Source organism: Streptomyces sp. HUAS TT11 (assembly GCF_051553595.1).
Classification (GTDB): domain Bacteria; phylum Actinomycetota; class Actinomycetes; order Streptomycetales; family Streptomycetaceae; genus Streptomyces.
In genome coordinates this window covers 3304447-3329884 of record NZ_CP196184.1, presented here as the reverse complement: position 1 = coordinate 3329884, position 25438 = coordinate 3304447, and the positions used below count along the sequence as shown (strand labels likewise).

Here is a 25438-nt window from a genome sequence, read left to right as displayed (position 1 = left end):
ACGCACGATCCCGTGTGCCGGGGAAGAGCCCGGTCCTCCAGGGCCACCTGGACTTCGAGCCCTGGACTACCTGAGGCCCGCATCCGGTGCGGCATGACGAAGGGCCCGGTCCCGGGGAGTGATCCCCGGGACCGGGCCCTTCGTCATGCCGCGGCGCGCTCAGTGGCTCACGCCTCGAAGACCTCGCTCACCAGCTGCTCCTGCTCGGCCTGGTGGCGCTTGGCCGAGCCCACGGCGGGAGACGAGCTGTGCGGGCGCGAGATGCGGCGCAGGCGCTCGCCGGCCGGGATGTCCGCGCCGACCGCCAGGTCGAGGTGGTCGATGAGGTTCAGGGCGATGAACGGCCAGGCGCCCTGGTTCGCCGGCTCCTCCTGGACCCACAGGTACTTCTCGGTGTTCGGGTACTTCTTGATCTCGGCCTGGAGCTCGGCACCCGGCAGCGGGTACAGGCGCTCGAGGCGGATGATCGCCGTGTCCGTCACACCGCGCTTCTTACGCTCCGCCTCGAGGTCGTAGTAGACCTTGCCGGAGGTGAAGACGACCTTGCGGACCGCGGCCGGGTCGACCGAGCTGTCGCCGATGACCGGGCGGAAGTGGCCCGACGTGAACTCCTCCGCCTTCGACGCGGCGGCCTTGAGACGCAGCATCGACTTCGGGGTGAAGACCACCAGCGGCTTGTGGTGCGGGTTGTGCACCTGCCACCGCAGGAGGTGGAAGTAGTTCGACGGCAGGGTCGGCATCGCGACCGTCATGTTGTTCTGGGCGCAGAGCTGCAGGAACCGCTCCGGACGGGCCGAGGAGTGGTCCGGGCCCTGGCCTTCGTAGCCGTGGGGGAGCAGGAGCGTGACGCCCGACGTCTGGCCCCACTTCTGCTCCGCGGCCGAGATGTACTCGTCGACGACGCTCTGCGCGCCGTTGACGAAGTCGCCGAACTGCGCCTCCCACATCACGAGCGCGTTCGGGCGGGCGAGCGAGTAGCCGTACTCGAAGCCCATGACCGCGTACTCGGACAGGAGGGAGTCGTAGACGTTGTAGCGCGCCTGGTCCTCCGACAGGTACTGCAGCGGGGTGTAGTCCTCGCCCGTCGCGCGGTCGATCAGCACCGCGTGGCGCTGGCCGAAGGTGCCGCGGCGGGAGTCCTGGCCGGAGAGGCGGACCGGGGTGCCCTCGAGGAGCAGCGAGCCGATGGCCAGGGTCTCGCCCATGCCCCAGTCGATCGTGCCGTCCTCGACCATGGCCGCCCGGCGCTGCAGCTGCGGCAGCAGACGCGGGTGGACGGTGAAGTGGTCGGGGATGTTGACCTGGGACTCGGCGATGCGCTTGACGACCTCGGCGGACACGGCCGTGTCGACCTGCACCGGGAAACCGTCCTGCGGCTCCTGCGACGGGGCCGCGGCCGGCTGCGAGGTGGCCTCGCGGACCTCGGTGAAGACCTTCTCCAGCTGGCCCTGGTAGTCCTGCAGCGCCTGCTCGGCCTCTTCCAGCGTGATGTCGCCCCGGCCGATCAGAGACTCGGTGTACAGCTTGCGCACCGAGCGCTTCTTGTCGATCAGGTCGTACATCAGCGGCTGGGTGAAGGCCGGGTTGTCCGACTCGTTGTGCCCGCGGCGGCGGTAGCAGATGAGGTCGATCACCACGTCCTTGTTGAACGCCTGGCGGAACTCGAAGGCCAGACGCGCGACGCGCACGACGGCCTCCGGGTCGTCGCCGTTCACGTGGAAGATCGGGGCCTCGATCATGCGGGCCACGTCCGTCGCGTACATGGAGGAGCGCGAGGACTCGGGGGCCGCGGTGAAGCCGACCTGGTTGTTGATGACGATGTGGACCGTGCCGCCGGTGCGGTAGCCGCGCAGCTGCGACATGTTCAGGGTCTCGGCCACCACGCCCTGGCCCGCGAAGGCCGCGTCGCCGTGGATGGCCACCGGCAGGACCGTGAAGTCCGTGCCGCCCTTGTTGATGATGTCCTGCTTGGCCCGGGTGATGCCCTCGATGACCGGGTCGACCGTCTCCAGGTGGGACGGGTTGGCGGCGAGGGAGACCTTGATCTGCTCGCCGTCCAGGCCGGTGAAGGTGCCGTGGGCGCCCAGGTGGTACTTCACGTCGCCGGAGCCGTGCATCGACTTCGGGTCGAGGTTGCCCTCGAACTCGCGGAAGATCTGGGCGTAGGACTTGCCGACGATGTTCGCGAGGACGTTCAGGCGGCCGCGGTGGGCCATGCCGATGACGACCTCGTCCAGACGGGACTCGGCCGCGCTGTCGATCACCGCGTCGAGCAGCGGGATGACCGATTCGCCACCCTCCAGGGAGAAGCGCTTCTGGCCGACGTACTTGGTCTGCAGGAAGGTCTCGAAGGCCTCCGCAGCGTTCAGACGGCGCAGGATGCGCAGCTGCTCCTCGCGCTCCGGCTTGGTGTGCGGGCGCTCCACACGGTCCTGGATCCACTTGCGCTGCTTGGGGTCCTGGATGTGCATGTACTCGATGCCGGTGGTGCGGCAGTACGAGTCGCGCAGCACGCCGAGGATGTCGCGCAGCTTCATCATCGACTTGCCGGCGAAGCCGCCGACGGCGAACTCGCGCTCCAGGTCCCACAGGGTGAGGCCGTGCTCGACGATGTCCAGGTCGGGGTGCTTGCGCTGGCGGTACTCCAGCGGGTCGGTGTCGGCCATGACGTGGCCGCGGACCCGGTAGGAGTGGATCAGCTCGAAGACGCGGGCGGCCTTGGTGACGTCGTCGTCGTGCGAGGCGTCGATGTCCTTGAGCCAGCGGACCGGCTCGTAGGGGATGCGCAGGGCCTCGAAGATCTCGTCGAAGAAGCCGTTCTCGCCCAGCAGCAGGTTGGCGACGACGCGCAGGAACTCGCCGGAGGCGGCGCCCTGGATCACCCGGTGGTCGTAGGTCGACGTGAGCGTCATGACCTTGGAGACGCCGAGCTTGTTCAGGGTGTCCTGGGAGGTGCCCTGGAACTCCGCCGGGTAGTCCATGGACCCGACGCCCATGATCACCGACTGGCCGGGCATCAGACGCGGCACGGAGTGGACCGTGCCGAGGCCGCCGGGGTTGGTGAGCGAGACCGTGACGCCGGAGAAGTCCTCCATCGTCAGCTTGCCGTCGCGGGCGCGGCGGACGATGTCCTCGTAGGCCTGCCAGAACTCGAAGAAGTTCAGCGTCTCGGCCTTCTTGATCGCCGCGACGACGAGCTGGCGGTCGCCGTTCGGCTTGACCAGGTCGATGGCGAGGCCGAGGTTGACGTGCTCCGGCTTGACGAGGGTCGGCTTGCCGTCCTTCTCCGCGAAGGACCAGTTCATCGCCGGCATGGCCTTGATGGCCTGCACCATCGCGTAGCCGATCAGGTGCGTGAAGGAGATCTTCCCGCCCCGGGCGCGCTTGAGGTGGTTGTTGATGACGATGCGGTTGTCGAAGAGCAGCTTCACCGGGACCGCGCGCACGGACGTGGCCGTGGGCATCTCCAGCGAGGCGTTCATGTTCTTCGCGACGGCGGCGGAGGGGCCGCGCAGGGTCACCAGCTCGGGACCCTCGGGCGCCTGGGCCACGGGCTCGGCCTTCTTCGGCGCGACGGCCGCCGCCGGGGCGGGCTTCGCGGCGGCGGGAGCCGCCGGCTTCGCCGGGGCGGGCGCAACGGCCGGCTGCGCGGGCGCGGCGGCCGGAGCTGCCGGGGCCTGCGGCGCGGCGGGCGCGGCAGCCGGGGCGGCAGGCGCGGCCTGGGGGGCCGTGGTGGTGCCCGCGGCCCCCGCGGCCGCGGTACCCGCCGTAGCCGTGGAGGCGGCCGCCCCCGGCTTGTAGTCGGCGAAGAAGTCCCACCAGGCACGGTCTACCGAATTCGGGTCCTGGAGGTACTGCTGATAGATCTCGTCGACGAGCCACTCGTTGGGACCGAACGCAGCAGCGGGGTTCTTCCCGGCTTGGTCGTCGGTCGAGATGCTCGAGTTACTGGGGGACTGTGGCGACACGGCGGCAACCGCCCTCTTCCGCTTCACAAGGTGATTGGACAGCGGGAATAAAGGCTACGCCTCCCCGGCCGTGAAGGTCAGGTCGAGCCGGTTCATCGTCGCGTAAGTCACATCGGAAAGCGTGTTTCGGCGCTGCAATTGGCGGGAAACAAGCGGGGTTCCGGTGAGAAAGGGGTGCGACGACCGGGGCCCGGCGCGGGACCTGCGCGGGCCTGTGCCTGATCACACGTGTCCATCAACGGAGACGGACATGGATCTTGGCGCTCCGTCTCGAACTTTACGTCAACTTGGGGAAGGGGTCTCTCCCGGAAGGGTGATCTGGATCCGGCAGCCCCGAGAGGATTCGGCCACGCCGATCCGGCCGCCGTGCAGATCCACCGCCCAGCGCGCGATGGCCAGGCCCAGGCCCGTCCCGCCGTCGCTGCCCGGCCCGTGCGGCCGGCTCACCGCGCCCCGGTTGAAGCGCTCGAAGACCCGGTGCCACTCCGACCGCGGTATGCCGGGGCCTTCGTCCAGGACCTCGAGCTCGAGCGACTCGGGCTGCGGTCCGCGCCGGGCCTTCACCGTGACCCGGCCGTGCGGCGGGCTGTGCTTGACCGCGTTGTCGATCAGGTTGGCGACGACCTGGTGGATGCGCTCCGGGTCGGCGTGCGCGGTCAGCTCCGGCGGGGAGACGTCGAGGTGCAGATGGACGTCCGTCCTGGTGTGGCTGCCGGAGCCCGAGCCGATGCCGGCGCGCGCGGAGGAGAGCATCTGGGCCTCCTTGAGGACGCCGGACAGATACGGCCAGACCTCGAAGCGGCGCTTCTTCAGCGGGACCACGCCGTTGTCCAGACGGGAGAGGTCCAGCAGCGTCTCCACCAGGCGCCCGAGCCGCTCCGTCTGCCTCAGCGCCGTGCGCATCGTCTCCGGATCGGCGGCCGATATGCCGTCCACGATGTTCTCCAGGACCGCGCGCAGACCCGCGATGGGCGTGCGCAGCTCGTGCGAGACATTCGCCACGAGTTCCTTGCGCTGACGGTCCTGGGAGTCCAGCTCGTCGGCCATCAGGTTGATCGTGTGGGCCAGGTCACCGAGCTCGTCCCGGCGGGTGTCGCGCACCCGGCGGGTGTAGTCCCCGTGGGAGATGGACCGGGCCACGGTGTTCATCTCGTCCAGCGGGGCGGTGAGCGAATGGGCCACGAACTGGGTGATCAGCAGTGTGGCGATCATCGAGAACACCGTGATGAAACGCAGTTCGGTCTCGGTGCGCACCGCGATCATCAGCAGACCCGTGGTGATCAGTACCGAGATCACGACCAGCGCGCCCAGCTTGGTCTTGATCGAGAACGGACGTACGCCGCCCCAGGGCTCCCCGGGGCCTCTCCGTGACGCCGGCCCGCCGCTCATGGCGTGGGGGTCTCCAGCGCGTAGCCGACACCGTGGACGGTACGGATGCGCTCCGCGCCGATCTTCCGGCGCAGGGCCTTGATGTGGCTGTCCACGGTGCGGGTGCCGGACGCGTCGGCCCAGTCCCACACCTCGGCGAGCAGCTGCTCGCGCGAGAGGACGGCGCGCGGCGTGTTCGCCAGGCACACGAGCAGGTCGAACTCGGTGGGCGTGAGGTGGACGTCCTCGCTGCGCACCCGGACCCGCCGCTGGGCGTGGTCGATCTCCAGTTCGCCGAGGCGCAGGATGCCGCTGCGCGGTGTGGTGGCCGCCAGCGCGGCCCGCTCGACCCGGCGCAGCAGCACGTGCACGCGCGCCGCCAGCTCACGCATCGAGAACGGCTTGGTCATGTAGTCGTCGGCGCCGACGCCGAGCCCGACCAGCATGTCCGTCTCGTCGTCGCGCGCGGTGAGCATCAGGACCGGGACCGGGCGCTGCGCCTGCACCCGACGGCAGACCTCCAGGCCGTCGAAGCCCGGCAGCATGATGTCGAGGATCAGCAGGTCGGGCTGCCATGCCTCGGCCGTGTCGACCGCCGACGGGCCGTCGCCGGCCGTTTGCACGAGGAATCCCTCGGCGCGCAAGCGGACGGCGATGGCGTCGACGATCGTAGGGTCGTCCTCGACCACCAGAACCCGCCGCTGAGCGCCCGGGTTCGCCGTCGTGCCGTTGTGCGAGGTGTGTGTTTGCTCCATCGCCCGCCCCTGGGGTTGCTTTCCGGAATCCGTGGGGTGATCCCATGACTGCGTTTGACGCTTGAATGATCCGCGTCAGGGATGCAGCGTACGGGGAGTTACCGCCGGTCGGCTATCCAGGTCTGACAGCGAGATGCACGGCGTCGGGAACGCCCCGGGCAACCTGGACCTCTTCGGTACGCACCCGCTGGAACCCGGCATTCCAGAGGGATCCTTCAAATTCCGGTGAGGGTTGCGCCGACCATACCGCGAGCACCCCGCCGGGCCTCAACAGCCGTGCGCAGCCTGCCAGTCCGGCGGACGAGTACAGGCCGTGATTGTCCTCCGTGACCGTCCAGTCGGGGCCGTTGTCGATGTCGAGGCACAGGGCGTCGTACGTGTCCGATGTCTCATTGACGTAAGCAAGCAGGTCGGCCTCGACGATGCGGGTGCGCGGGTCGGCGAGCGCCTTCTCGGTCAGCGCGGACAGCGGGCCGTCGAGATGCCAGTCGATGACGGCGCGCTCCCGTTCGACGACGGTGATCGCTCCCCAGCGCGGGTCCGCCGCGGCGTGTGCGAGCGAGAAGCCGACGCCGAGCCCTCCGATCAGCATGCTCGGTTCGGTGCGGCCGTCGAGCGCGCCGTACGCGGCGTCGACGAGCAGCCGTTCCGAGCGCCCGTCGGAGGTGTCCATGAGGAAGCAGCCGTTGGCGATGATCTGCAGCAGCTCGCCGTGGCGCCGCAGCACGACCTCGCCGTGGGGGCCCTCGCGCCGGTCCAGGACTTCCGGGATGTCGTGGGTGTCGTACGAATGAGGCATGAGCCACATTCTGGTGACGGGAGGCGGCGCGGACGACGGATTTTCGGGGAGCGGCACGCCGGAAGCGGTGGACCGGCGGGTCGTCGCGGGGGACCGGACGCGACTCCGCCGCGGCCGAACGGCCCTCTGCGCGGTCGCCCCGGATGCGCGAATCGCCTGGGAAGTCGCTGTGAATCGCGTCGCGGGCGGCGTCGGTCATGGACAGTGACCCGTGGGGCGCCAAGGGTGGTGTGTGACGGAAGGAGTCCGCACCTTGGAACCCACGGTCTCGCCGGCCGACGGCCCGGTCACGGCCCCGGGGGCGGGCGCGCCGCTTCTGGAGGGCATGCCGCGCCAGCGCACGGCGCGGCCGCGCGGCGCCGTGACCACGCCCGCGCCGGGTGCCGTGCCCACCGCGGGCCCGCGCCCCCGGCTGCTCCTGCCGACGCCGACGGGCACGCCGTTCACCTTCGGATACGCCGCCGTCCTGCTGGGGACGTCGCTGTTCGCCGAGTACGCCGACCCGTCGCTCGTCCACTCCCTTTATCAGCACTCCAGCACCGACGTCGCCCATCTGATGCGGGCGCCGGTGCCGGTGCTCGTGGCCAGCGCGCTGTGGATCGCGGGCGGGCTGACGTCGTCGTACGCGCTCGTCTTCCTCGTGGTGCTGACGGCACTGGAGCGGCGCATCGGCGGAATGTGCACGGCGGCCGTCTTTCTGCTCGGCCATGTGCTCGCCACGCTCGCGACCGAGATCCCGGTCGGTCTGTCGGTACTCGCGGGCGGCCTGCCCGACAGCTCCCTGCACCGGCTCGACTACGGCATCAGCTTCGGTGTCGCCGCGAGCCTCGGCGCGCTGGCGGGACTGCTCGGGCCGTGGCCGCGACGGACGGTGCTGGTCATGTCCATCACGGTGGTGCTCCACGATCTGGCCGCGTATGCGGACCCGCTGAGCGACTGGGGTCATCTGCTGGCGCTGGCCGTCGGCATCGCGACCTGGCCGGCCGTACGCCGACGGGACCGGGACCGGTCTCCCGGAGGCGGCGGTCGGGTGGGCACCGTCGTCGTCCCCGGCGTAGGCGGTCAGGATCCGGGCGGCGTCCACACGTAGGGCGTCGTCGTGGTCACCGCGCGGAAGCCCAGACGGAGCAGGATGGGGGCGCTGTCGTCGGACGCGTCCACATGGAGGTAGCGCACGCCCCGGTCGGCGGCGAGGCGGGCGCGGACCGCGACGAGGGACCGGTAGATGCCCTGGCCCCGCCAGTCGGCCAGCGTCGAGCCGCCCCACAGGCCGGCGAACTCCGTTCCGCCGCGGAACACGAGCCAGGCCGCCGAGACGACCTCCCCGTCCGCCTCCGCCACGTGGATCGCGATCTCACCGGGGTCGGCGGCGACCCGCCCGATCAGATCGTCCGCGAGCCAGCTCCAGTCCCCGCCCCAGACGGCCGACTCCATCGCGGCGATGCGCCGCATGTCCGCATCGGCCGTGACCCGCCGCAGTGCGACGCCCCGCGGGAGGGCGGGCTGCCGTACCGCCAGCTCCTCGGTGCGTCCGATGAGCACCGTCTCCCGGTCCTCGGGCACGAATCCCGCGGCGCGCAGCCGGTCGACGACGTCGGCCGGGGTGTCGTGCCCGCGCGTCTTCCACTCCAGCGCCTCGCCGCGTCCGGCGAAGTAGTCGCGTTGCCGGGCGATCAGCCGGTCCAGCTCCGTCCCGCGCACCCCGAGGTCGCGCGGCCCGGTGACCAGGCCCCGATGCTGACCGACGATCCGCAGCAGCGGTCCGTCGTGCTCGTGGACGACGCCCGCCGCGAGGGTGGGCGGGGCGCCGCGCATCTGGTCGTCGTACTTGGCGAGCAGCATCTCCGTGTCCGTCACGGGGAGACCGTAAGGCCGGCCGCCGGTGCCGGGGCAACTGCTTTCCGCCTCGCGACCGTCCGCGGTGGACCGGGCGGCCCGGCCGTGCGGGTCCCGTGGGCCGGGAAGCCCCGCCGCCCCCCGGGCGTTGCAGGGGAGGGACCCCGCCGCGGACAGCGCACGACCGGAGCCGTGAGCGGTGCGCGGCACCGCTCTGACGTGCCGTTCACGGAGTCGGCAGACGTGATCGCTCACAGCGAACGCCGCCGTGGGAACAATCGAATCCTCCGGAGCATTGAGTCCGCATAGCTCAACTTGACTGCCGAAGGGGAGATCATGGCTTCGACGTCCACACCGCTCACCCTGCCCGTGTTGCCGCTCGACGGTGAGGTCGTGCTGCCCGGGATGGTGGTTCCGCTGGACCTGAGCGATTCCGAGGTACGCGCGGCCGTGGAGGCCGCGCAGGCCGCCGCCCGGTCCGAGCCCGGGAAGCCCACGGTTCTGCTGGTGCCGCGCATCGACGGGACGTACGCGAACACCGGTGTGCTCGGCACCGTCGAGCAGGTGGGCCGGCTGGCCGACGGTGACCCGGGCGCACTGATCCGCGGCCGCGGCCGCGTGCGGATCGGCGCCGGAACCACCGGCCCGGGTGGGGCGCTGTGGGTCGAGGGGACGCGGATCGACGAGAACGCGCCCGACCCGCTGCCGGGACACGCGACCGAACTGATCAAGGAATACAAGGCTCTCGCCACGACCTGGCTGAAGAAGCGGGGCGCCTGGCAGGTCGTGGACCGTGTCGAGGCGATCGACGACGTCTCCGCGCTCGCCGACAACTCGGGCTACTCGCCCTTCCTGACCGTCGAACAGAAGGTGGAGCTGCTGGAGACCGTCGACCCGGTCGCCCGGCTGAAGCTCGCCGTGCAGCAACTGCGCGACCACCTCGCCGAACAGGATGTCGCGGAGTCCATCGCCAAGGACGTCCAGGAGGGCGTCGACAAGCAGCAGCGCGAGTTCCTGCTGCGCCGCCAGCTGGAGGCCGTGCGCAAGGAGCTGCGCGAGCTCAACGGGGAGGCCGGGGAAGGCGAGGAGACCGACGACTACCGGGCCCGTGTCGAGGCCGCCGACCTGCCGGAGAAGGTCCGTGAGGCCGCTCTGAAGGAGGTCGACAAGCTGGAGCGGTCGAGCGACCAGTCGCCCGAGGGGTCGTGGATCCGGACCTGGCTGGACACCGTGCTCGAACTGCCGTGGAACGAGCGCACCGAGGACGAGTACGACATCCGCGGCGCCAAGGCCGTCCTGGACGCCGAGCACGCGGGCCTGGAGGACGTGAAGGAGCGCATCACCGAGTACCTGGCGGTGCGCAAGCGGCGCGCCGACCGGGGTCTGGGAGTCGTCGGCGGACGGCGCGGAGGTGCCGTTCTCGCCCTCGTCGGCCCGCCGGGTGTGGGCAAGACGAGCCTCGGCGAGTCGGTGGCGCACGCCATGGGGCGCAAGTTCGTGCGGGTCGCGCTCGGCGGCGTGCGTGACGAGGCGGAGATCCGCGGTCACCGGCGCACGTACGTGGGCGCCCTGCCGGGCCGGATCGTCCGCGCCGTCAAGGAGGCCGGTTCGATGAACCCGGTCGTCCTGCTCGACGAGATCGACAAGGTGGGCTCGGACTTCCGGGGCGACCCGGCCGCAGCCCTGCTCGAGGTCCTGGACCCGGCGCAGAACCACACCTTCCGCGACCACTACCTCGAGGTCGAACTCGACCTGTCCGACGTGGTGTTCCTCGCGACGGCCAATGTCCTGGAAGCCATCCCGGAGGCCCTGCTCGACCGTATGGAGCTGGTCCGCCTCGACGGCTACACCGAGGACGAGAAGGTCGTCATCGCCCGCGACCACCTGCTCCCGCGCCAGCTGGAGCGTGCGGGTCTGCACAGGGACGAGGTCACGCTCGACGAGGGCGCCCTGCGCAAGCTCGCCGGCGAGTACACCAGGGAGGCGGGCGTCCGGAACCTGGAGCGCTCGATCGCCCGTCTGCTGCGCAAGGTCGCGGCCCAGCACGAACTGGACGAGACGGAACTTCCGCTCACCGTCCGGGACGAGGACCTGCGCGCCCTGATCGGGCGTCCGCACCACGTGCCCGAGTCCGCCCAGGACCCGGCCGAGCGGCGGACTGCCGTCCCCGGTGTGGCGACCGGACTCGCGGTCACCGGCGCCGGCGGCGACGTCCTGTACGTGGAGGCGTCGCTGGCCGACCCGGAGACGGGCGCGGCGGGCCTGACCCTGACCGGTCAGCTCGGCGACGTGATGAAGGAGTCGGCGCAGATCGCGCTGAGCTTCCTGCGCTCCCACGGCGCCGAACTGGAACTGCCGGTCGGCGATCTGAAGGACCGGGGCGTGCACATTCACTTCCCGGCGGGCGCGGTCCCCAAGGACGGCCCGAGCGCGGGCGTCACGATGACGACCGCACTCGCCTCGCTGCTGTCCGGCCGCCTGGTGCGTACGGACGTGGCGATGACGGGCGAGGTCTCGCTTACCGGCCGTGTGCTGCCCATCGGCGGGGTGAAGCAGAAGCTGCTCGCCGCACACCGGGCCGGGGTGAGCACCGTCGTCATCCCCAAGCGCAACGAGCCCGACCTGGACGACGTCCCGGCCGAGGTGCTGGAGAAGCTGGACGTCCATGCCGTCACCGACGTCCGCCAGGTGCTGGAGCTGGCGCTCGCGCCGGCCACCAGCAGCGCGGCGCCGGAGGTACCGGTGGCGGCGTGACGCCGCGGACTCCGGTGGCGGCGTGACGGACGCCACCGGACGACGCGAAGGCCCGGGTCCCGTGAGGGAGTCCGGGCCTTCGCCGTGCCGCAGGTGAACTCAGCCGTTGGCGAGCGCCTGCACCCGGTCCAGGGCCCCGTTGAACCTGTCGTGGTCCCCGACCGTCGGGCCGGTCGAGGTGTACTGCCACATCGTGTAGTAGCCCCAGCCGGCCGGGAGCGTGCCCGGGGCGGAGGCGTACCGCGCGATCCACAGCGGGTTGGCGGCGGCGAAGCCGCCGTAGTTGCCGGTGCACTGCGTCCACCAGCTGGTGGCCGTGTAGATGACGGCGTCCCGGCCGGTGCGCGCCTTGTAGGTGTTCAGGAAGTCGGCGATCCAGCCGACCATGGCGCTCGCCGACTTGCCGTAGCAGGCGTCGCCGTACGGGTTCCACTCGATGTCGAGCGTGCCCGGCAGCGTCTTGCCGTCCCGTGACCAGCCGCCGCCGTGGTCGACGAAGTAGTTGGCCTGGGTGGCGCCGCTCGTGGTGTCCGGAGTGGCGAAGTGGTAGGCGCCGCGGATCATGCCGACGCCGTACGAACCGTTGTACTGCTGGGCGAAGTAGGGGTTCGTGTAGTACGTCCCTTCCGTCGCCTTCGTATAGGCCCAGCGGACGCCGCTGCTCCACAGCGTCGACCAGGCGACATTGCCCTGGTAGCCGGAGACGTCCACGCCTTCGGTCTGGACGGCGGCGGCGCTGCGGGAGGCGCTGCCCCCGCCGTCGTGCGCCAGGACGCCCATACCCATGTGCGCGGTGCCACGGGCGGGTGTGCCGGCCTCGGCCGGCTGGGTGAACATCAGGGAGAACGCGGCGAGCAGGAGTCCGGCCGCGAACAGGCGGCGCGGGCGCCGGACCGATCCGGATCTGTGCACGAGCATGACGTGCCTCCGAAAGGCTCGGTGGAGCTCGGTGGGGGATGCGCTCGGACATGCGCCGTGCCGGGGAGTGCGGGGCCGCGGGGCGTCGTCGGCCCGTCGGTGATGGCGTGGGCATGCCAGGAAGGATCTGGTAAGGAAGCTACGCATGCGGGCACCGGGCTGGGAAGGGGGGCGGAGGACGCCGTTGGTCTACGCCTGCGAAATACTGGCGGAGCTGCGGCAATGGCGACGTTTGGCAGAAACTTTCAGGAACGGGAAACCGGGGCAGGGGAGCTGACGTGCACGAGCGCGGAAACGGCGAGGGACGTCCGGTCGAACCCGGCGCGTCGGGAAGCGGTGTGGACCACACCGGAGCGGACCGGGAGTTCCTCTCACTGGAGCGCGAACTCACGGTGTTCCTGCGGCGGGCCCGGGCCAACCAGGGCGAGATGGCCCGCGAGGTGCACCCGGACCTCGAGCCCGCGGCGTACGGCCTCCTGGTCCGCCTGGAGGAGTACGGCCGGCAGCGCGCGACGGAGCTCGCGGCCTATATCGGCGTGGGCAAGGCCACCATGTCCCGACAGCTGCGGGCCCTGGAGGAACTGGGCCTGGTCGCCCGCGAGCCGGACCCGGCGGACGGCCGGGCGTGGCTGGTCCACCTCACCGAGGAGGGACGCGGCCGGGTCGGCAACGTGCGCGACGCCCGCCGCGCGCGCTACGTTCGGGAGCTGTCCCACTGGGACCGGCGCGAGGTGGCGGAACTGGCCCGTCTGCTCAACCAGTTGAACCGGAGCATGGAGAAGTAGGCCGCGGGCCGGCGGCCCTCACAGCTCCACGTGCACCACCGTCGCGTCGTCGTGCGTCTTGCTGCGGCCCAGATACGCCCGCTCCTCGCGATCGCCGGCCTCCAGCGCGCGTACCCCCTCCACGAGCGCCGCGGCCCCCTCCTTGCGCACCAGTGCCAGCAGATCCGGCCAGTCGCCCCGGCGGAACTTCTCCGTCCAGCGGGTCGCTCCGTCGGTGAGGGCCGTGAGCGTGCGCACCGCCGCGCGCGGCAGTTCGCCGGTGACCGCGCGGACCGCCACCGACGGGTCCGCCGCCGCGGTGAAGAAGCCCCCCTCCTTGTTGCGGACCGTGGCGTCCGCGATTGCCTCCGTCGCCAGACTGCCGCGCGGGACCCGGGCCAGCCGGTCGTCCAGAAGGGCGGTGACCGTGCCGTCGGTCGTCTCGGCCAGAAGCGCCGAGTCGGAGAGGACCAGATACTCCACCGCGGACGCGGACCAGCGGGCGAGGACCACGGTTGCCTGAGGGGTGCGCGGGTGAGAAAGGTCACAGGTGGCCGCGTGGGCGTCGGCGGTGCGCAGGATCGCCTGCGAAAGGATCTCGGTCAGCGTCAGATCCCGGCGGGAAACGGACAGTTCGGTCAGTGCTCCGCCGAGTCGTGAGCAGAACCAGGGGACGGAATGAAGACAGCCGTCGTCACCCTGTGGAGGAGTGACCCCGTCGAGTACGACCAGTGCACCGCCCTGACCGGAAGCCGGTAGCGCGAGTGCGGCGAAGTCCTCGTTGGAGCGGGCCGGATCGCCGGGCTCGGAAATGAGGTCGGTACGCATTCGGCCAGTCTGCACGAGCCCTTCACATGGTCCACAAGAGGCTGGCAACGGTTGCCGAATCGGTGCGACCGACCAGGTCAGGCGCCTGGTTTGGCATGTAATGATCGACTCCGGTGAAGCGCGGTGGCGAATATTGCCAAAGTGAGCCGCCGACGTCCAACCGGCCCGCCGGGCAGATCCTGTGCACGGGCGTGAGGAACTTGCCCGCCAACTCGTCGCCGATGTTCACTCCTTCGGGTGGCGGGTCAGGCGAAGCAGGACCTCTGTCCACCGGCACTGGGAGGGTCGGAAGCCGTCGTACCGGGTCGACGCCCCAGCTGACGGGCCGTCACCCGAGCCCATGGGTAAACGAGTCAGGAATGCGAGCACCGGTGCAGAAGAAGCGGCCTCGGCGCACAGGCAGGCAGACGACCCCCGAACGGGACACTTCGTCCGACTCCACGGGCAGCGGCCGTCCCGCCCATGTGCGCAATCGGCTCATCGTCGCGGTGGCCGTGGTGGCCGCCGCCATCGCGGCGGCCGGGGCGCCGAGCGTCATCGGCGCGTCCGGCCGGCTCAACGACGCCCAGAATCTGGTGACGCTCGCCGAGCAGACGCAGGACGCCCTCACGCTGGCCCATGCGCTGGCCGACGAGCGCGACGGGGTCACCACGTGGGTGGCCGCCGGACGTCCCAAGTCCGGGGCGCCCGCGGAACAGCAGAGCACCCGGGTCGACCGGGAGATCGAGGATCTGCGGGCCGACCCGGACATCCCGGCGGCGCTCCGCAAGGACCTCGACGACGTGGGCGCCGTGCGCCGGGCCGCGCTCGTCGGGAAGAGCGGCGCGCTCGACGCGCACCGGGCGTACTCCGCAGCCATCACGGAACTGCACACCCTCGCCGAACAGCTGGCCGAGAAGACGTCGTCCCACGGAGGCTCCGGCGCCTACGCGCTCGCCCAGCTCGACGGCGCCGTGCAGCAGTCGGCCGCGGCCCGGGGCCTGCTGGTCGCGGCCCTGAACATCCCGCGCACCACTGAGACGGTCATCGACCCGATCACGGGTCTGCCGATCACCAGGACGAGTTCCTCGGACGCCGACATAAAACAGCGGGACGCACTCACGGCCGCCGCCCAGCAGGCCGCCGTCCGCTCCGACGCGGCCGTCGCCGACTTCCACGACAACGGGACCGAGAAGGCCCGGAACTCCTACGACTCCACGGTCACCGGCCCCGAGGTCACCTCCGCCGAGAAGTACCTCAAGGCGCTCACCGACCAGCCCACCCTCTCCGACGACGACCTCGGCCTCAGCGCCAAGAAGGTCGAGGCGGCCCTGTCCGCCCGAGTCGACCTGATGCGCGGCATCGAGTCCTCGCTGTACGAGAACCGCAGCAAGGACCTCGCCCAGCTGCGCGACGACGCCGTCACCGCGCTGGAGATCCGTATCGCGCTGCTCGGCGCGCTCATGCTCGTCGCCGTCGGTGTCGCCACGGCCATGGCCCGCAGCCTCACCCGGCCCCTGGCGGTCCTCCGCATCGGCTCGGCCAGGGTGGCCGCAGACCCGGCGGCCGAGGAACCGGTGAAGTTCACCGGGCGCAACGACGAGTTCGCCCAGGTCGTCCGCTCGGTCAACGCCCTGCACGCGCACGCCGTCGCCCTCCAGGAGCGCCTGACCACCCTGGAGTCCGACCGCAAGCACCTGGTCGGCCAGCGCCAGAGCATGGCCGACGAACGCTCCAAGCTGCGCACCGAGCTCACCGAGGCCTCCGCGTACCTCGAGCAGGTCCGGCACAGCATCCACGGCACCTTCGTCAATCTCGCCCTGCGCACCCTCGGCCTGGTCGAGCGGCAGCTCACGGTCATCGAGGGGCTGGAGGAGCGCGAGCAGGACCCCGAGCGGCTCTCCACGCTCTTCAAGCTCGACCACTTCGCCACGGTGATGCGCCGCCACAGCGAGAACCTCCTCGTCCTGGCCGGCACCGAGCACGTCCAGCAGCACGCCGGACCCGTGCCGCTCGTCGACGTCGTACGCGCCGCCGTCAGCGAGATCGAGCGGTACGAGCGGGTCCGGATCGCCGCGCTCCCGCCGCACGCGCACATCGCGGGGTTCGCCGCCGACGACCTCTCGCACCTGGTCGCCGAACTCCTGGAGAACGCCACCTCGTTCTCGCCGCCCGACGTCCCCGTCGAGGTCTCCGGCTGGCTCCTGGAGAGCGGCGAGGTGATGCTCTCCGTCCAGGACGAGGGCATCGGCATGAGCGGCGAGCGGATGGGCCGGCTCAACGAGCGGCTCGCAGACTTCGAGCCGGACGACGCCTACGACCAGGAGAGCGGGGAGGGCGGCCTCGGGCTCGGCCTGTACGTGGTGGCCCGTCTCGCCCACCGGCACGGCGTCCGCGTCCGGCTGCGCGAGCAGAAGCAGGGCGGTGTCGCGGCGGTCGTCGTCCTGCCCAAGCCCCTGCTGGCCGCGACCCCTGCGGCCGCAGTGCCCGTCGCGGGCCCCGCGACGGGGGGCGCGCACCACCCGTCCCTGCCCGGCGCCGATGCCGAAGCCAACTCGAACGTCCTCAGCAGCCGTACGCGGATGACGGTCCGGGATCCCGAAGGGGACGAGGATCCGCTGATCGCCGCGGCGGAACAGGCCGTACGCGCGCGTGCGGAGAGCCCCCTCGCGCCGGAGTCCCCACGGGACGAGCAGGCCCTGCCGCGGCATGGCGCCGAGGCGGCGGAAGAGCCCGCGCGGAAGGCCGGATCCGTACCGGAGGCCGAGCCCGCGTGGAAGCCCGCCTCGAGCGCCCCCGAGCCGTTCGCGGAGACCGGCCCCGAGACCACGATGGAGCTGCTGCTCCCCTCGCCCCGGGGGGACGAACCGGTTTCCGGCCCCACCGCCGGCATCCCGGCCCAGGCCACGGCCGACCCGTACGCCATAGGGCCCGACGCCCACGCCCGCGCCACCGACGAGGGAGCGCCTCGGCACGGTCCGGCGCCGCAGGAGCCCCGGGAGGATCCCGAGACTCCCCGGGTCACGGCCAAGGGCCTTCCCAAGCGCACCCCGAAGATCTCCGCGCCCGCCCCGGCCGAGCGGCAGCGTGCCGGCGGTGTGGACGCCGAGGCCCTGCGCCGCAGGCTCGGCGGTTTCCACCGCGGCGCCAAGGAGGGCTACCGCCACAGCGAGGCGGAGGCCTCCGAGAGGACCGGCGAGACGAGGGGGCCGGTGCAACGGCCCACGCACACGGCTGAACCCGGCACGGCACAGGACGTAGAAGCATCGGGGGGCACCGTCGAGGAGGCAAGCAGTTGACCGCGCCCAGTACCTTCGGACTGAGCAGTGAGGCACGCAACCTGCACTGGCTGCTGACGAACCTCGTCGAGGAGGTGCCGGGGCTGCTGTCGGTCGCGGTGGTCTCCTCCGACGGACTGCTCCTGCTCTCCTCCGACCCCGGCCGGAACGAGCAGGCCCGCGCGGCGCGGGAGGGGAAACCCGCCGGCCCCAAGGGGTCCTCGGCCGACCTCGCCACCGTCGTCTCCGGCGTCGGCAGCCTCACCATCGGTGCCGCGAAGCTGATGGACTTCGGCAGCGTCAAGCACACGATGGTCGCGATGGACGAGGGCAGCCTGTTCGTGATGTCCATCAGCGACGGTTCGCTGCTCGGCGTGCACGGCTCCGCGGACTGCGACATGAGCGTGGTGGCCTACCACATGGCGCTCTTCGTGGGCCGTGCCGGACACGTCCTGACCCCCGAACTCCGCAGCGAGCTGCGCAAGTCCTTCGAGGCCGAGTCGGCAGGGAGCGCCCGATGAGCAGCACACCGAAGAAGCTTCCCGTGCGCGGCGGCGACCGCAAACCGGCCCGGGTGCGGCCCTATTCGCTCACCGGCGGACGCACCCGCTTCGGACACGTCCTGCTCGTCGAGACCTTCGTCGCCGCGTTGGACGCCCCCGAGGAACGACGTGAACTGACCAATGGTTCACTGGCCACCCGCGTGATGCCCGAGATGCGGGCCATCGTCGAACTCTGCCGCCGCATGCGTACGGTGGCGGAGATCGCGGCGCTGCTGAGGATGCCGCTGGGGGTGGTCCGCGTGCTCCTCAGCGATCTCGCGGACCAGGGAAAGATCCGTGTGTACGGAACCGGTCACGGCCCCGGACAGCCTGACCGCGCTCTGCTGGAAAGGGTGCTGAGTGGACTCCGTCGTCTCTGACGCCTCCCCGGGCGTCTCCCCGCTCCTCGACGGCGAGGAGCAACTTCAGGCCTGGCAGACGGACCGCACCCGCGCTCCGATCGCCACGAAGATCGTGGTGGCCGGCGGCTTCGGCGTCGGCAAGACCACGCTGGTGAGCACCGTCTCGGAGATCACACCTCTGCAGACGGAGGCGCTGATGACCGAGGCGAGTGAGGAGACCGACGACCTCACCGACACGCCCGAGAAGCTCACCACCACGGTGGCGATGGACTTCGGCCGCATCACGCTCGACGACGACCTGGTGCTCTACCTCTTCGGCACGCCGGGCCAGCAGCGGTTCTGGTTCATGTGGGACGACCTGGTGCGCGGTGCGATCGGTGCGGTGGTCCTGGCGGACACCCGGCGGCTCGCCGACTGCTTCCCGGCTCTGGACTACTTCGAGAGCAGCGGCCTGCCCTACATGGTGGCGGTCAACCACTTCGACGGCAGCGAGCGGTTCGAGCCGGAGGACGTCCGTGAGGCGCTGACGATCCCCGATCGCATACCTGTCATGATCATGGACGCGCGCCGCCGGATCTCGGTGATCGAGACCCTCCTGGCCCTCGTCGGCCACGCGCTCGACGTCACCCCCGAGCAGCCCCGATAGGAGCACCACCCGCATGCGGAAGATACTCGTCGTCGGAGCCGGCCAGTCCGGACTCCAGCTTGCCCTCGGCCTCCAGTCGCACGGGTACGAGGTCACTCTGATGTCCAACCGGACCGCGGACGAGATCCGCTCCGGCCGGGTCATGTCGACGCAGTGCATGTTCCACACGGCCCTGCAGCACGAGCGCGACCTGCAGCTGAACTTCTGGGAGAACCAGGCCCCGAAGATCGAGGGGCTCGGCGTGTCCGTGGCCGGGCCGGAGTCGCAGCGCGTGATCGACTGGGTCGGCAGGCTCGACGGGTACGCCCAGTCCGTCGACCAGCGTGTGAAGATGGCCGGCTGGATGGAGATCTTCGCGCAGCGCGGCGGTCAGCTGGTCATCCACGGTGCGGCGGTCTCCGACCTCGACTACTTCTCGCGCACCTACGACCTGGTGCTGGTGTCGGCCGGCAAGGGCGAGCTGGTGTCGATGTTCGGCCGTGACGCCTCCCGTTCACCGTACAGCGAGCCGCAGCGGGCCCTCGCGGTCGCGTATGTGCACGGGCTCGGCCCCCGCCCCGAGCACCCGGACTACGACGCGGTCCGCTGCAACCTCGTGCCGGGCGTGGGCGAGCTCTTCGTCATGCCGACCCTGACGAACTCCGGTCGTGCGGACATCCTCTTCTGGGAGGGCATCCCCGGTGGCCCGCTGGACGTCTTCAACGGCGTCAAGGACCCGTCGGAGCACCTGTCCCTGACGCTGGAGCTGATGGAACGCTTCACGCCGTGGGAGTACGCGCGGGCCACCAAGGTGGAACTGACCGACGCGAACGGCACACTGTCGGGCCGCTATGCACCCACCGTGCGCAACCCGATCGGCCGGCTGCCCGGCGGCGGGCTGGTCCTGGGCGTGGCCGACGTCGTCGTGGCGAACGACCCCATCACGGGCCAGGGCTCCAACTCGGCGTCCAAGTGCGCCGCCGCCTACCTCGCCTCCGTCTTCGAGCACGGGGACAAGGAGTTCGACGAGTCCTGGATGCAGCAGACCTTCGACCGCTACTGGGACACGGCCCAGCACGTGACCAAGTGGACCAACGCGATGCTCGGCGTGCCGCCGGAGCACGTCCTCAACCTGATCGGCGCCGCGGGCACCCTGCAGCCGGTCGCCGACCGCTTCGCGAACGGCTTCAACAACCCGGCCGACTTCGAGAACTACTTCTACGACCCGGAGAAGACGGGGGCGTACCTGGCCTCGGTCGCGGGAGCCTGACGGGCTTCTGGCCTGCGGTCGTTGTTCGCTGCCGGTCGCTTCGGACGGCCCCGGCTCTGTCTGCCGGGGCCGTCGGCGTCTCACCGGAGACGGCCGGTCGGGCCGCCCGAGGTCCGTCACGGGCGCGGTGGCCGCAGTACCGCGCTGCTGCACGGCGTGCGCAGTCGGGGCTGTCGGACCCTCGGCTTACGCTGTGCCCATGTGGAAGGAAGCCGCTGCGGAAGCCTTGCCCGAGGTCGAGTTCCGCGCACCGGTCGACGCGGCTGCTCCGGCCGAGGCGGAGCGACGCCTCGGCCGACGCTTGCCGGCGCAGCTGACCGCTCTGCTGATGGAGACCGACGGGGTGGTCGGCGAGTACGGGACCGACGTCGTGTGGTCCCTGGATCGGATGGTGGAGCAGAACCTGCTGTTCTGGTCCCCCGACACGTTCCCGGGCCTGTACATGCCCTTCGACCCGCTGCTGTTCTTCGGCGACAACGGCGGGGGCGACCAGTTCGCCTTTGTGCTGACGCCCGCGCGTCCGGACATCTTCGTCTGGGAGCACGAGGACGACAGTCGGCTGTGGGCTGCACGCGAACTGGAGGACTACCTGCACCGTTCCCTCGCGGGCGACGGCGACCGGTACCGGTAGGCGGCCGACCCGGGCCGCAGGGCGCTCGGCGCCGTTGTTCCCGGTGAGTCCCTTCGTCCGGAGGCGTGATGATCCATGTGGTCCTGTGGGCCGTCATGGCCTGCGCTCCGGGGCTGGTGGGATCGGGCGTGGCGGCACTCGCCACCGGCCGGATCCATCCATGCACTGCTTCGGCGAGCCCAGGGTTTCGCGTTGACGACAAGGCCTGGCGCGCTGTCCGGGGGTCAGCCCGCCTTCGCCGGATCGATCCCGTACAGCCCCGCGGCGGCGACGGCCCGCTTCACCGTGCATGGCTCCTGTTCGTCGGCCGGGGCCGTCCACAGTGGTACCAGGCGGGACGACGTGGGCGCGGAGTCCATGCGCAGGTACTGGCAGGCACCGTTGATCCGGAGGGCGAGCACGTAGACGCCGTCGCCGTCGGCCGTGCCGGAGACCGCGTTCACGGTGTCCCCGGCGGTGACCAGGTGCTTGTCCTTCAGGAAGCCCAGGGCGCCCTGCGGGGTGTGCGCATATCCCGAGGTCGCGGTCTGCCGGTACGCGTTGGGGCCGGTGGGGTGCCGGGTGAGGAGTACGCCCATCTGCGCCGCCAGGCTGCCGGGTCTGCCGTCGGTCCGTGTGGCCGGGCAGGGCGTGGCCGACTGCTTCACGCTGTACGTGCCGACTCCGAAGGTGTAGCGGTAGCAGCGGACCGGATAGGCGTTCGCGGCGACGGTCCCGGTGCCCGGTGGAACCAGTCCCAGCATCACCTCTGCCGTGTGGACGGTGCCGCCGGGCCCGTCCTGCGCCGTGCCGGCGCTCAGCAGCGCTCCGCCGTGCGTCTCGACCCGGGCGACGAGCGTGCCCTCGGTGAACTGCCCCCCGTAGGTGCCGCCCCCGGAGTAGAAGCCGGCGTTCAGCTCCTTGCGCAGGTCCTCGGCGAGCCCGGCTGCCTGGGCGTCGACGGCGGAGGTGTCCGGGGCGGTGGTCCGCTGGAGGAGCAGCGTGCCGGCCACCCCCGTGGCACAGGCGACGAGTGCGGTCACCGAGACCAGCAGCACCCGGGATCCGGTGCCGCGCCCCCGCGCCTGTCCGGAGTCGGGCCGTCGGTCGTGGCGAGGCTCCGTGGCGTGCGTCGTCATGTCTTCTCCCCCTGCAGGACGTCCTGGATGCCCCTGCCGCCGTCGCATACTGCCAGCCGCCCCGATCAGCCGTGTCGTCCGGGGTGCGGGGGCGCCACACGGCCCGACGCGGCCGTCGCGCACCGGCGGCCGGGAGGGCTGCCCCGCGGCGGTCGGAGGGCCCGCGGTCGGACAGCCGGTGTCGGAGCCGTCCGTGGCGCTCCGGAGGAGCTGCGGGGACGCGGAGGCGCTCGGGACCCTGCCGTCGGATCCGGGTGCACCGCCCCGAGCACGGCTCGACCGCGATCGGGCACGCCCTGGTCGTGGCGCCGCGTCGCGGTGCCTGCGCCACCCTGCCGTTGCCGAGGTACATCGCCACCTGCGTGGCCTCGGGGAAGTGGACCACCGGATCCCCGGGCCGCAGCCGGTTCGGCGGCACGTGCGGCAGTTCGGCCCACTGCTCCCGGCTCGTCCGGGGGACGGGCCGGCCGGCCCGCTGCCAAGCCGGTGAGGTCGGCCCCGAGCAGTCCACGCACGCCGGACCCACGGCGCCCCGCTGCTAGGGCTCGCCGATCTGATCCAGGGCGTAGCTCGGAGCCGGGTCGCCCGCCGCCGACGGCTGCGCGGCGATTCCGGGCGCGCCGAGGGCCCCGGAGGACACGAACGTGTCCTGCGCGGCGGTCTGGCTCTGCTCGAACGCGGACAGTGCGGCCAGTTGTTCGGGGGTGAGGGCGGACAGCAGTTTCTCGACGTTCCTCAGCTGCCGCTCGACGTCGTCCCGCGCCTTCTTCTGCTGGTCGGCGAGGGTGAGCTGGTCGTCGAGGGCCTTGCGTGCCCGACGGGCCTGCGCGTCGGCCTGCTGCTCGGTGCCGACCAGCTTCTGCACGCTCTCGGCCCGCTCCCGCGCCAACTGCCCGATCACATGCCCCTCGTCCAGCGCGTGCTGCGGATCGCGGGCGAGCAGCAGGCGTACGTACGCGGAGATGTGTGTGCTGCTCTGGTACTGCTGCCGGGCGAGGCGGCCGACGTCGCCGCGACTGGTCTGCAGGGCGAGCCGGGTCCTGGCGAGTGCCTCGTCCAGCCGCTCGACCTCGTCCTGCTGCTTCTCCAGCTTCTCGGTCGTGGCGTTGTAGACCTCGGTGGCCTGCTCGGTCTCCCGGTAGCGCTTCTGAAGATCCGTCAGCAGCTCGGAGACCGGGCGGGGGTCCGGCTGCGCCGCCGGAGTGGTGCCGGGGTCGGGGGCGGCCACCGAGGGTGCGGGGGCGAGCACGGCCGAGACGGTCACCGCCGCCGTACACGCCAGGCGCAGCAACCTTTCCGGCATCTCATCACCTCCGGTGCGGGGGTGGTCCTTCCACCTCGCACCGGCAGGATCGGGTGCCCGCAACCCGGCCGCCCGCCGGGTGGTCGGTTCGGCGCAGGGAGGTCACTCGTCGGCGGTGTCCGGGCCGCCGTCCGGCGTGGCGCCTGGCGTCCGGCGCGGCTTGGACCACGGCCACCGAAGGCCGTCCCGGCTTCGGCCCTCGGGCCGGTACTCGTACTTCCAGCCCTGGTGAAGGCCGAGTCTGCTGCTCCGGCCCGCTTCGACGCGCCGGTAGACGAGCACGGTCGGCGGGCCGCCGGCCGCGTCCGGGACCGGGACGCGGTACCACTTCGGCGGGTGGCCGGTCGGGCCGAGCAGGACCGGCAGGACGCGCCCGTCCAGGGGGCCGCCCACGAACGGGGTGTCTTGGCTCTTCACGACACCAGTGTCCTCTTCGGGCGGGCCTGCGCAGGTGCGGGTCCCGGTGCGGGACGCCGTGTCACAGCAGGTGGCCCGCGTCGCCGACCACGGACAGGACGTGTCTGAGCAGGGCGCCGATCGGTCCGTCGGCACTCTCCAGGGCGAGTGCGCCGCGCACCACGGCGGCGGTCTGCGGATCGCGTCCCGCGCCGGCCACGAGGCACGCCACGAACTGCTCCACGAGCCAGTCCCGCAGTTCGTCCACGGGCGGCTGCTTGTCCTCGTCGAGCCAGATCAGGGAGGCGGCCTCCACGGCGGTGATCCAGGTCCGTACGGTCATCCGCAGCCGTCTCCCGGGCTCCGCCACGTCGAGATGGCTGAGGATGTGCTCGGCGGCGGCCCGCCGCACCCCGTCGACGATGGCGGTGGTGCGGGACGTCTCGACCACGCTGCCGCCCTGGAGGAGCGCGCTGAACCCGGCGTCGTGCTGGTCGACGAAGGCGAGGTAGCGGTCGAGGGCGCGGCCCAGGCGCCGGGTCAGCGGTCCCTCCGGGGGCTCGGCGAAGCACTGCTCGAGTTCGTCGGCGGCGGAGCGGAGCGCCGCCTCGTACAGCTGCTGCTTGCCGCCTGGGAAGTAGCGGTACACGAGCGGGCGCGAGACCCCGGCCGCCTCCGCCACGTCGTCCAGCGAGACCTCCTCGGGCGCGCGCTGCGCGAACAGGGACAGCGCGGCGCCGAGCAGCTGGCTCCGCCGCTCCTCGACGCTGAGCCGACGGTACGCGCGGGTGGGGGCCTCGGAGGTCATGTGGGCAGCGTAACCGTGTCGTCGTACAGACCGGCGGGGCGAGGCCGGGGCGGCCTCCGCGGCCGGTCCCCGGGGTCCCACGGGTCCGTCCTCAGGCCAGCAGCCCCGACGACCGCCACAGCCGCCGCCCGACGCCCCGCAGCACGCCGATGTCGTCGAGGAAGTCCGTCAGCCTCTTCGCACCCGTCTGCATGACCTCCCGGCGGTGGCCGCTCGCCCTGACCTGGGCGGCCGCCTCCTGCTTGTCCAGGCCGACGTTCGTGTACACCTCGGGGTTCACGAACGCCACCGAGAAGACGCGTGCGAACTCACCGGAGGTGATCCGGGTGAACTCCTGCGACCACCGCGGGGCGGTCAGCATCTGGCGGCGCAGTTCCTCGCGCGCGTACCGGACGTGCCGGGCCTCCTCGACCACGTGGATGCGGGTCACCCCGCGGATCAGCGGCTGCACCCGCTCGTCGGGGAAGGTCAGCCGCTGCATCCAGTCGAGGACCTCCTCGCCCAGGAGGGTCGCCGTGAAGGAGCCGGGTGTCGTCGAGATCGTCTTGAAGAGGCGGCCGAGGTTCTGGTGCACCCGGCTCACCGGATACCAGGGTGTCCCGCCGTGCGCGATCAGCCGGGCGAACATCTTCGAGTGCCGGCACTCGTCCTCGATCTCCGTCAGTGCGTAGCGCACATGCGAACTGGTCGCCGCCTTGTCGTAGATGTGCCGGACCAGCAGCTGCATCAGGATGAGCTCGAACCAGATGCCGAGCGAGGCGAGCGACGCCGCCTCGTGCTGGGAGAGCAGGATCCGCTGCTCCTCGCTCATCCGCTTCCACAGCGGTGTGCCGTACAGCGACACCAGCTCCGGCGGCCAGAACCACTTGCCGTCCTCGAAGGGCGCGTCCCAGTCCAGTTCCTTGTCGGGATCGAAGGAGTGCTTGGCGGAGGAGGCGAGCAGCCGCTCGGCCACCTGCTCCCGGTCCTTGAGCAGTCCGAGCGCGTCGCGCAGCACCTCGGCCTCGGTCACGGTCGTCATCGCTGTCCCCACCACCTTGTCGCACGGGCCGCTGTTACCGGCGGTCACGTCTTATGAGACTGCTTGTCAGCAAGGACGTCAATCCCCTGTGCGCCACTTGTTGACGGACCGTCTA

Annotated in this window: 22 protein-coding genes and 1 pseudogene; 9 read left to right on the top strand and 14 right to left on the bottom strand. The window is 71.3% G+C overall.

Translation table 11 applies throughout. From position 1 onward, the window contains the following. Positions 1-167 precede the first annotated feature (167 nt). The 4 genes from ACSHXN_RS14835 to ACSHXN_RS14820 form a co-directional block, all read right to left on the bottom strand. The gene (locus tag ACSHXN_RS14835) at positions 168-3968 is read right to left on the bottom strand and encodes a multifunctional oxoglutarate decarboxylase/oxoglutarate dehydrogenase thiamine pyrophosphate-binding subunit/dihydrolipoyllysine-residue succinyltransferase subunit (protein WP_383356230.1); all 3801 of its coding nucleotides are present in this window, start codon (positions 3966-3968) and stop codon (positions 168-170) included. 282 nt (positions 3969-4250) lie between these two features. Continuing rightward, positions 4251-5357 (bottom strand): HAMP domain-containing sensor histidine kinase, encoded by a 1107-nt coding sequence (locus ACSHXN_RS14830; protein WP_355133370.1) that lies wholly within the window; start codon positions 5355-5357, stop codon positions 4251-4253. Further along, complete coding sequence (locus ACSHXN_RS14825; RefSeq protein ID WP_355133372.1) at positions 5354-6091, bottom strand: response regulator transcription factor; 738 nt, start codon at positions 6089-6091, stop codon at positions 5354-5356. The genes ACSHXN_RS14830 and ACSHXN_RS14825 overlap by 4 nt, the downstream gene beginning before the upstream one ends. Positions 6092-6203: 112 nt before the next feature. Continuing rightward, positions 6204-6890, bottom strand: a complete 687-nt coding sequence (locus ACSHXN_RS14820) for a spermidine synthase (protein WP_438303231.1) — start codon at positions 6888-6890, stop codon at positions 6204-6206. 253 nt (positions 6891-7143) lie between these two features. Between ACSHXN_RS14820 and ACSHXN_RS14815 the strand changes: the two genes are divergently transcribed. Continuing rightward, on the top strand, positions 7144-7980 hold the full coding sequence (locus tag ACSHXN_RS14815; protein WP_356106868.1) for a rhomboid-like protein: 837 nt from the start codon (positions 7144-7146) through the stop codon (positions 7978-7980). Here the strand turns inward: ACSHXN_RS14815 and ACSHXN_RS14810 are convergent. After that, entirely contained in the window at positions 7953-8732 is a 780-nt protein-coding gene (locus ACSHXN_RS14810) for a GNAT family N-acetyltransferase (RefSeq protein WP_438306465.1), read from the bottom strand. The genes ACSHXN_RS14815 and ACSHXN_RS14810 overlap by 28 nt on opposite strands. A 330-nt stretch (positions 8733-9062) precedes the next feature. On the opposite strand from ACSHXN_RS14810, the gene lon reads away from it, so the two are divergent. After that, positions 9063-11480: an endopeptidase La gene (gene lon, locus ACSHXN_RS14805; protein WP_355133378.1), complete on the top strand. Its 2418-nt coding sequence runs from the start codon at positions 9063-9065 to the stop codon at positions 11478-11480. Between the two features lie 99 nt (positions 11481-11579). On the opposite strand, the gene ACSHXN_RS14800 is transcribed toward lon, so the two are convergent. Then, entirely contained in the window at positions 11580-12398 is an 819-nt protein-coding gene (locus ACSHXN_RS14800) for a lysozyme (protein ID WP_355133380.1), read from the bottom strand. 278 nt (positions 12399-12676) lie between these two features. On the opposite strand from ACSHXN_RS14800, the gene ACSHXN_RS14795 reads away from it, so the two are divergent. Next, the gene (locus ACSHXN_RS14795) at positions 12677-13183 is read left to right on the top strand and encodes a MarR family winged helix-turn-helix transcriptional regulator (protein WP_355133382.1); all 507 of its coding nucleotides are present in this window, start codon (positions 12677-12679) and stop codon (positions 13181-13183) included. 18 nt (positions 13184-13201) lie between these two features. Here ACSHXN_RS14795 and ACSHXN_RS14790 read toward each other — a convergent pair whose 3' ends face one another. Further along, positions 13202-13990, bottom strand: coding sequence for a protein phosphatase 2C domain-containing protein (locus ACSHXN_RS14790; RefSeq protein WP_355133384.1), 789 nt, complete (start codon positions 13988-13990; stop codon positions 13202-13204). Positions 13991-14012: 22 nt separating this feature from the next. Then, on the bottom strand, positions 14013-14219 hold the full coding sequence (locus ACSHXN_RS14785; RefSeq protein WP_356106877.1) for a hypothetical protein: 207 nt from the start codon (positions 14217-14219) through the stop codon (positions 14013-14015). 130 nt (positions 14220-14349) lie between these two features. On the opposite strand from ACSHXN_RS14785, the gene ACSHXN_RS14780 reads away from it, so the two are divergent. The 6 genes from ACSHXN_RS14780 (at position 14350) to ACSHXN_RS14755 (ending at position 20677) form a co-directional block, all read left to right on the top strand. Further along, on the top strand, positions 14350-17268 hold the full coding sequence (locus ACSHXN_RS14780) for a sensor histidine kinase (protein ID WP_356106880.1): 2919 nt from the start codon (positions 14350-14352) through the stop codon (positions 17266-17268). Continuing rightward, positions 17265-17768 (top strand): roadblock/LC7 domain-containing protein, encoded by a 504-nt coding sequence (locus tag ACSHXN_RS14775; protein ID WP_355133388.1) that lies wholly within the window; start codon positions 17265-17267, stop codon positions 17766-17768. Before ACSHXN_RS14780 ends, ACSHXN_RS14775 begins: the two co-directional genes overlap by 4 nt. After that, positions 17765-18169 (top strand): DUF742 domain-containing protein, encoded by a 405-nt coding sequence (locus tag ACSHXN_RS14770; RefSeq protein WP_355133390.1) that lies wholly within the window; start codon positions 17765-17767, stop codon positions 18167-18169. The genes ACSHXN_RS14775 and ACSHXN_RS14770 overlap by 4 nt, the downstream gene beginning before the upstream one ends. Further along, positions 18150-18797: a GTP-binding protein gene (locus tag ACSHXN_RS14765; RefSeq protein WP_355133392.1), complete on the top strand. Its 648-nt coding sequence runs from the start codon at positions 18150-18152 to the stop codon at positions 18795-18797. Before ACSHXN_RS14770 ends, ACSHXN_RS14765 begins: the two co-directional genes overlap by 20 nt. A gap of 13 nt (positions 18798-18810) precedes the next feature. Then, complete coding sequence (locus ACSHXN_RS14760) at positions 18811-20046, top strand: styrene monooxygenase/indole monooxygenase family protein (protein WP_438303230.1); 1236 nt, start codon at positions 18811-18813, stop codon at positions 20044-20046. 199 nt (positions 20047-20245) lie between these two features. Then, positions 20246-20677, top strand: a complete 432-nt coding sequence (locus tag ACSHXN_RS14755) for an SMI1/KNR4 family protein (RefSeq protein ID WP_355133396.1) — start codon at positions 20246-20248, stop codon at positions 20675-20677. A 224-nt stretch (positions 20678-20901) separates the two neighbouring features. Here the strand turns inward: ACSHXN_RS14755 and ACSHXN_RS14750 are convergent, their stop codons facing one another. From ACSHXN_RS14750 to ACSHXN_RS14725, 6 genes and pseudogenes are all read right to left on the bottom strand, one after another. Continuing rightward, positions 20902-21795 carry a hypothetical protein gene (locus ACSHXN_RS14750; protein ID WP_438303229.1) on the bottom strand — a complete coding sequence of 298 codons (894 nt, stop codon included), beginning with the start codon at positions 21793-21795 and terminating at the stop codon, positions 20902-20904. A gap of 370 nt (positions 21796-22165) precedes the next feature. Continuing rightward, positions 22166-22306: pseudogene (locus tag ACSHXN_RS14745) on the bottom strand (hypothetical protein); the annotation flags it as partial. A 27-nt stretch (positions 22307-22333) separates the two neighbouring features. Continuing rightward, positions 22334-23098, bottom strand: a complete 765-nt coding sequence (locus ACSHXN_RS14740; RefSeq protein ID WP_438303228.1) for a coiled-coil domain-containing protein — start codon at positions 23096-23098, stop codon at positions 22334-22336. Positions 23099-23200: 102 nt separating this feature from the next. Continuing rightward, a complete protein-coding gene (locus tag ACSHXN_RS14735; protein WP_220292503.1) occupies positions 23201-23515 on the bottom strand; it encodes a hypothetical protein in 315 nt (104 codons plus the stop codon). Between the two features lie 61 nt (positions 23516-23576). Continuing rightward, positions 23577-24302 (bottom strand): TetR/AcrR family transcriptional regulator, encoded by a 726-nt coding sequence (locus ACSHXN_RS14730; RefSeq protein WP_355133398.1) that lies wholly within the window; start codon positions 24300-24302, stop codon positions 23577-23579. Between the two features lie 91 nt (positions 24303-24393). Beyond that, positions 24394-25323 carry an AurF N-oxygenase family protein gene (locus tag ACSHXN_RS14725; protein ID WP_355133400.1) on the bottom strand — a complete coding sequence of 310 codons (930 nt, stop codon included), beginning with the start codon at positions 25321-25323 and terminating at the stop codon, positions 24394-24396. Positions 25324-25438: the final 115 nt, after the last annotated feature.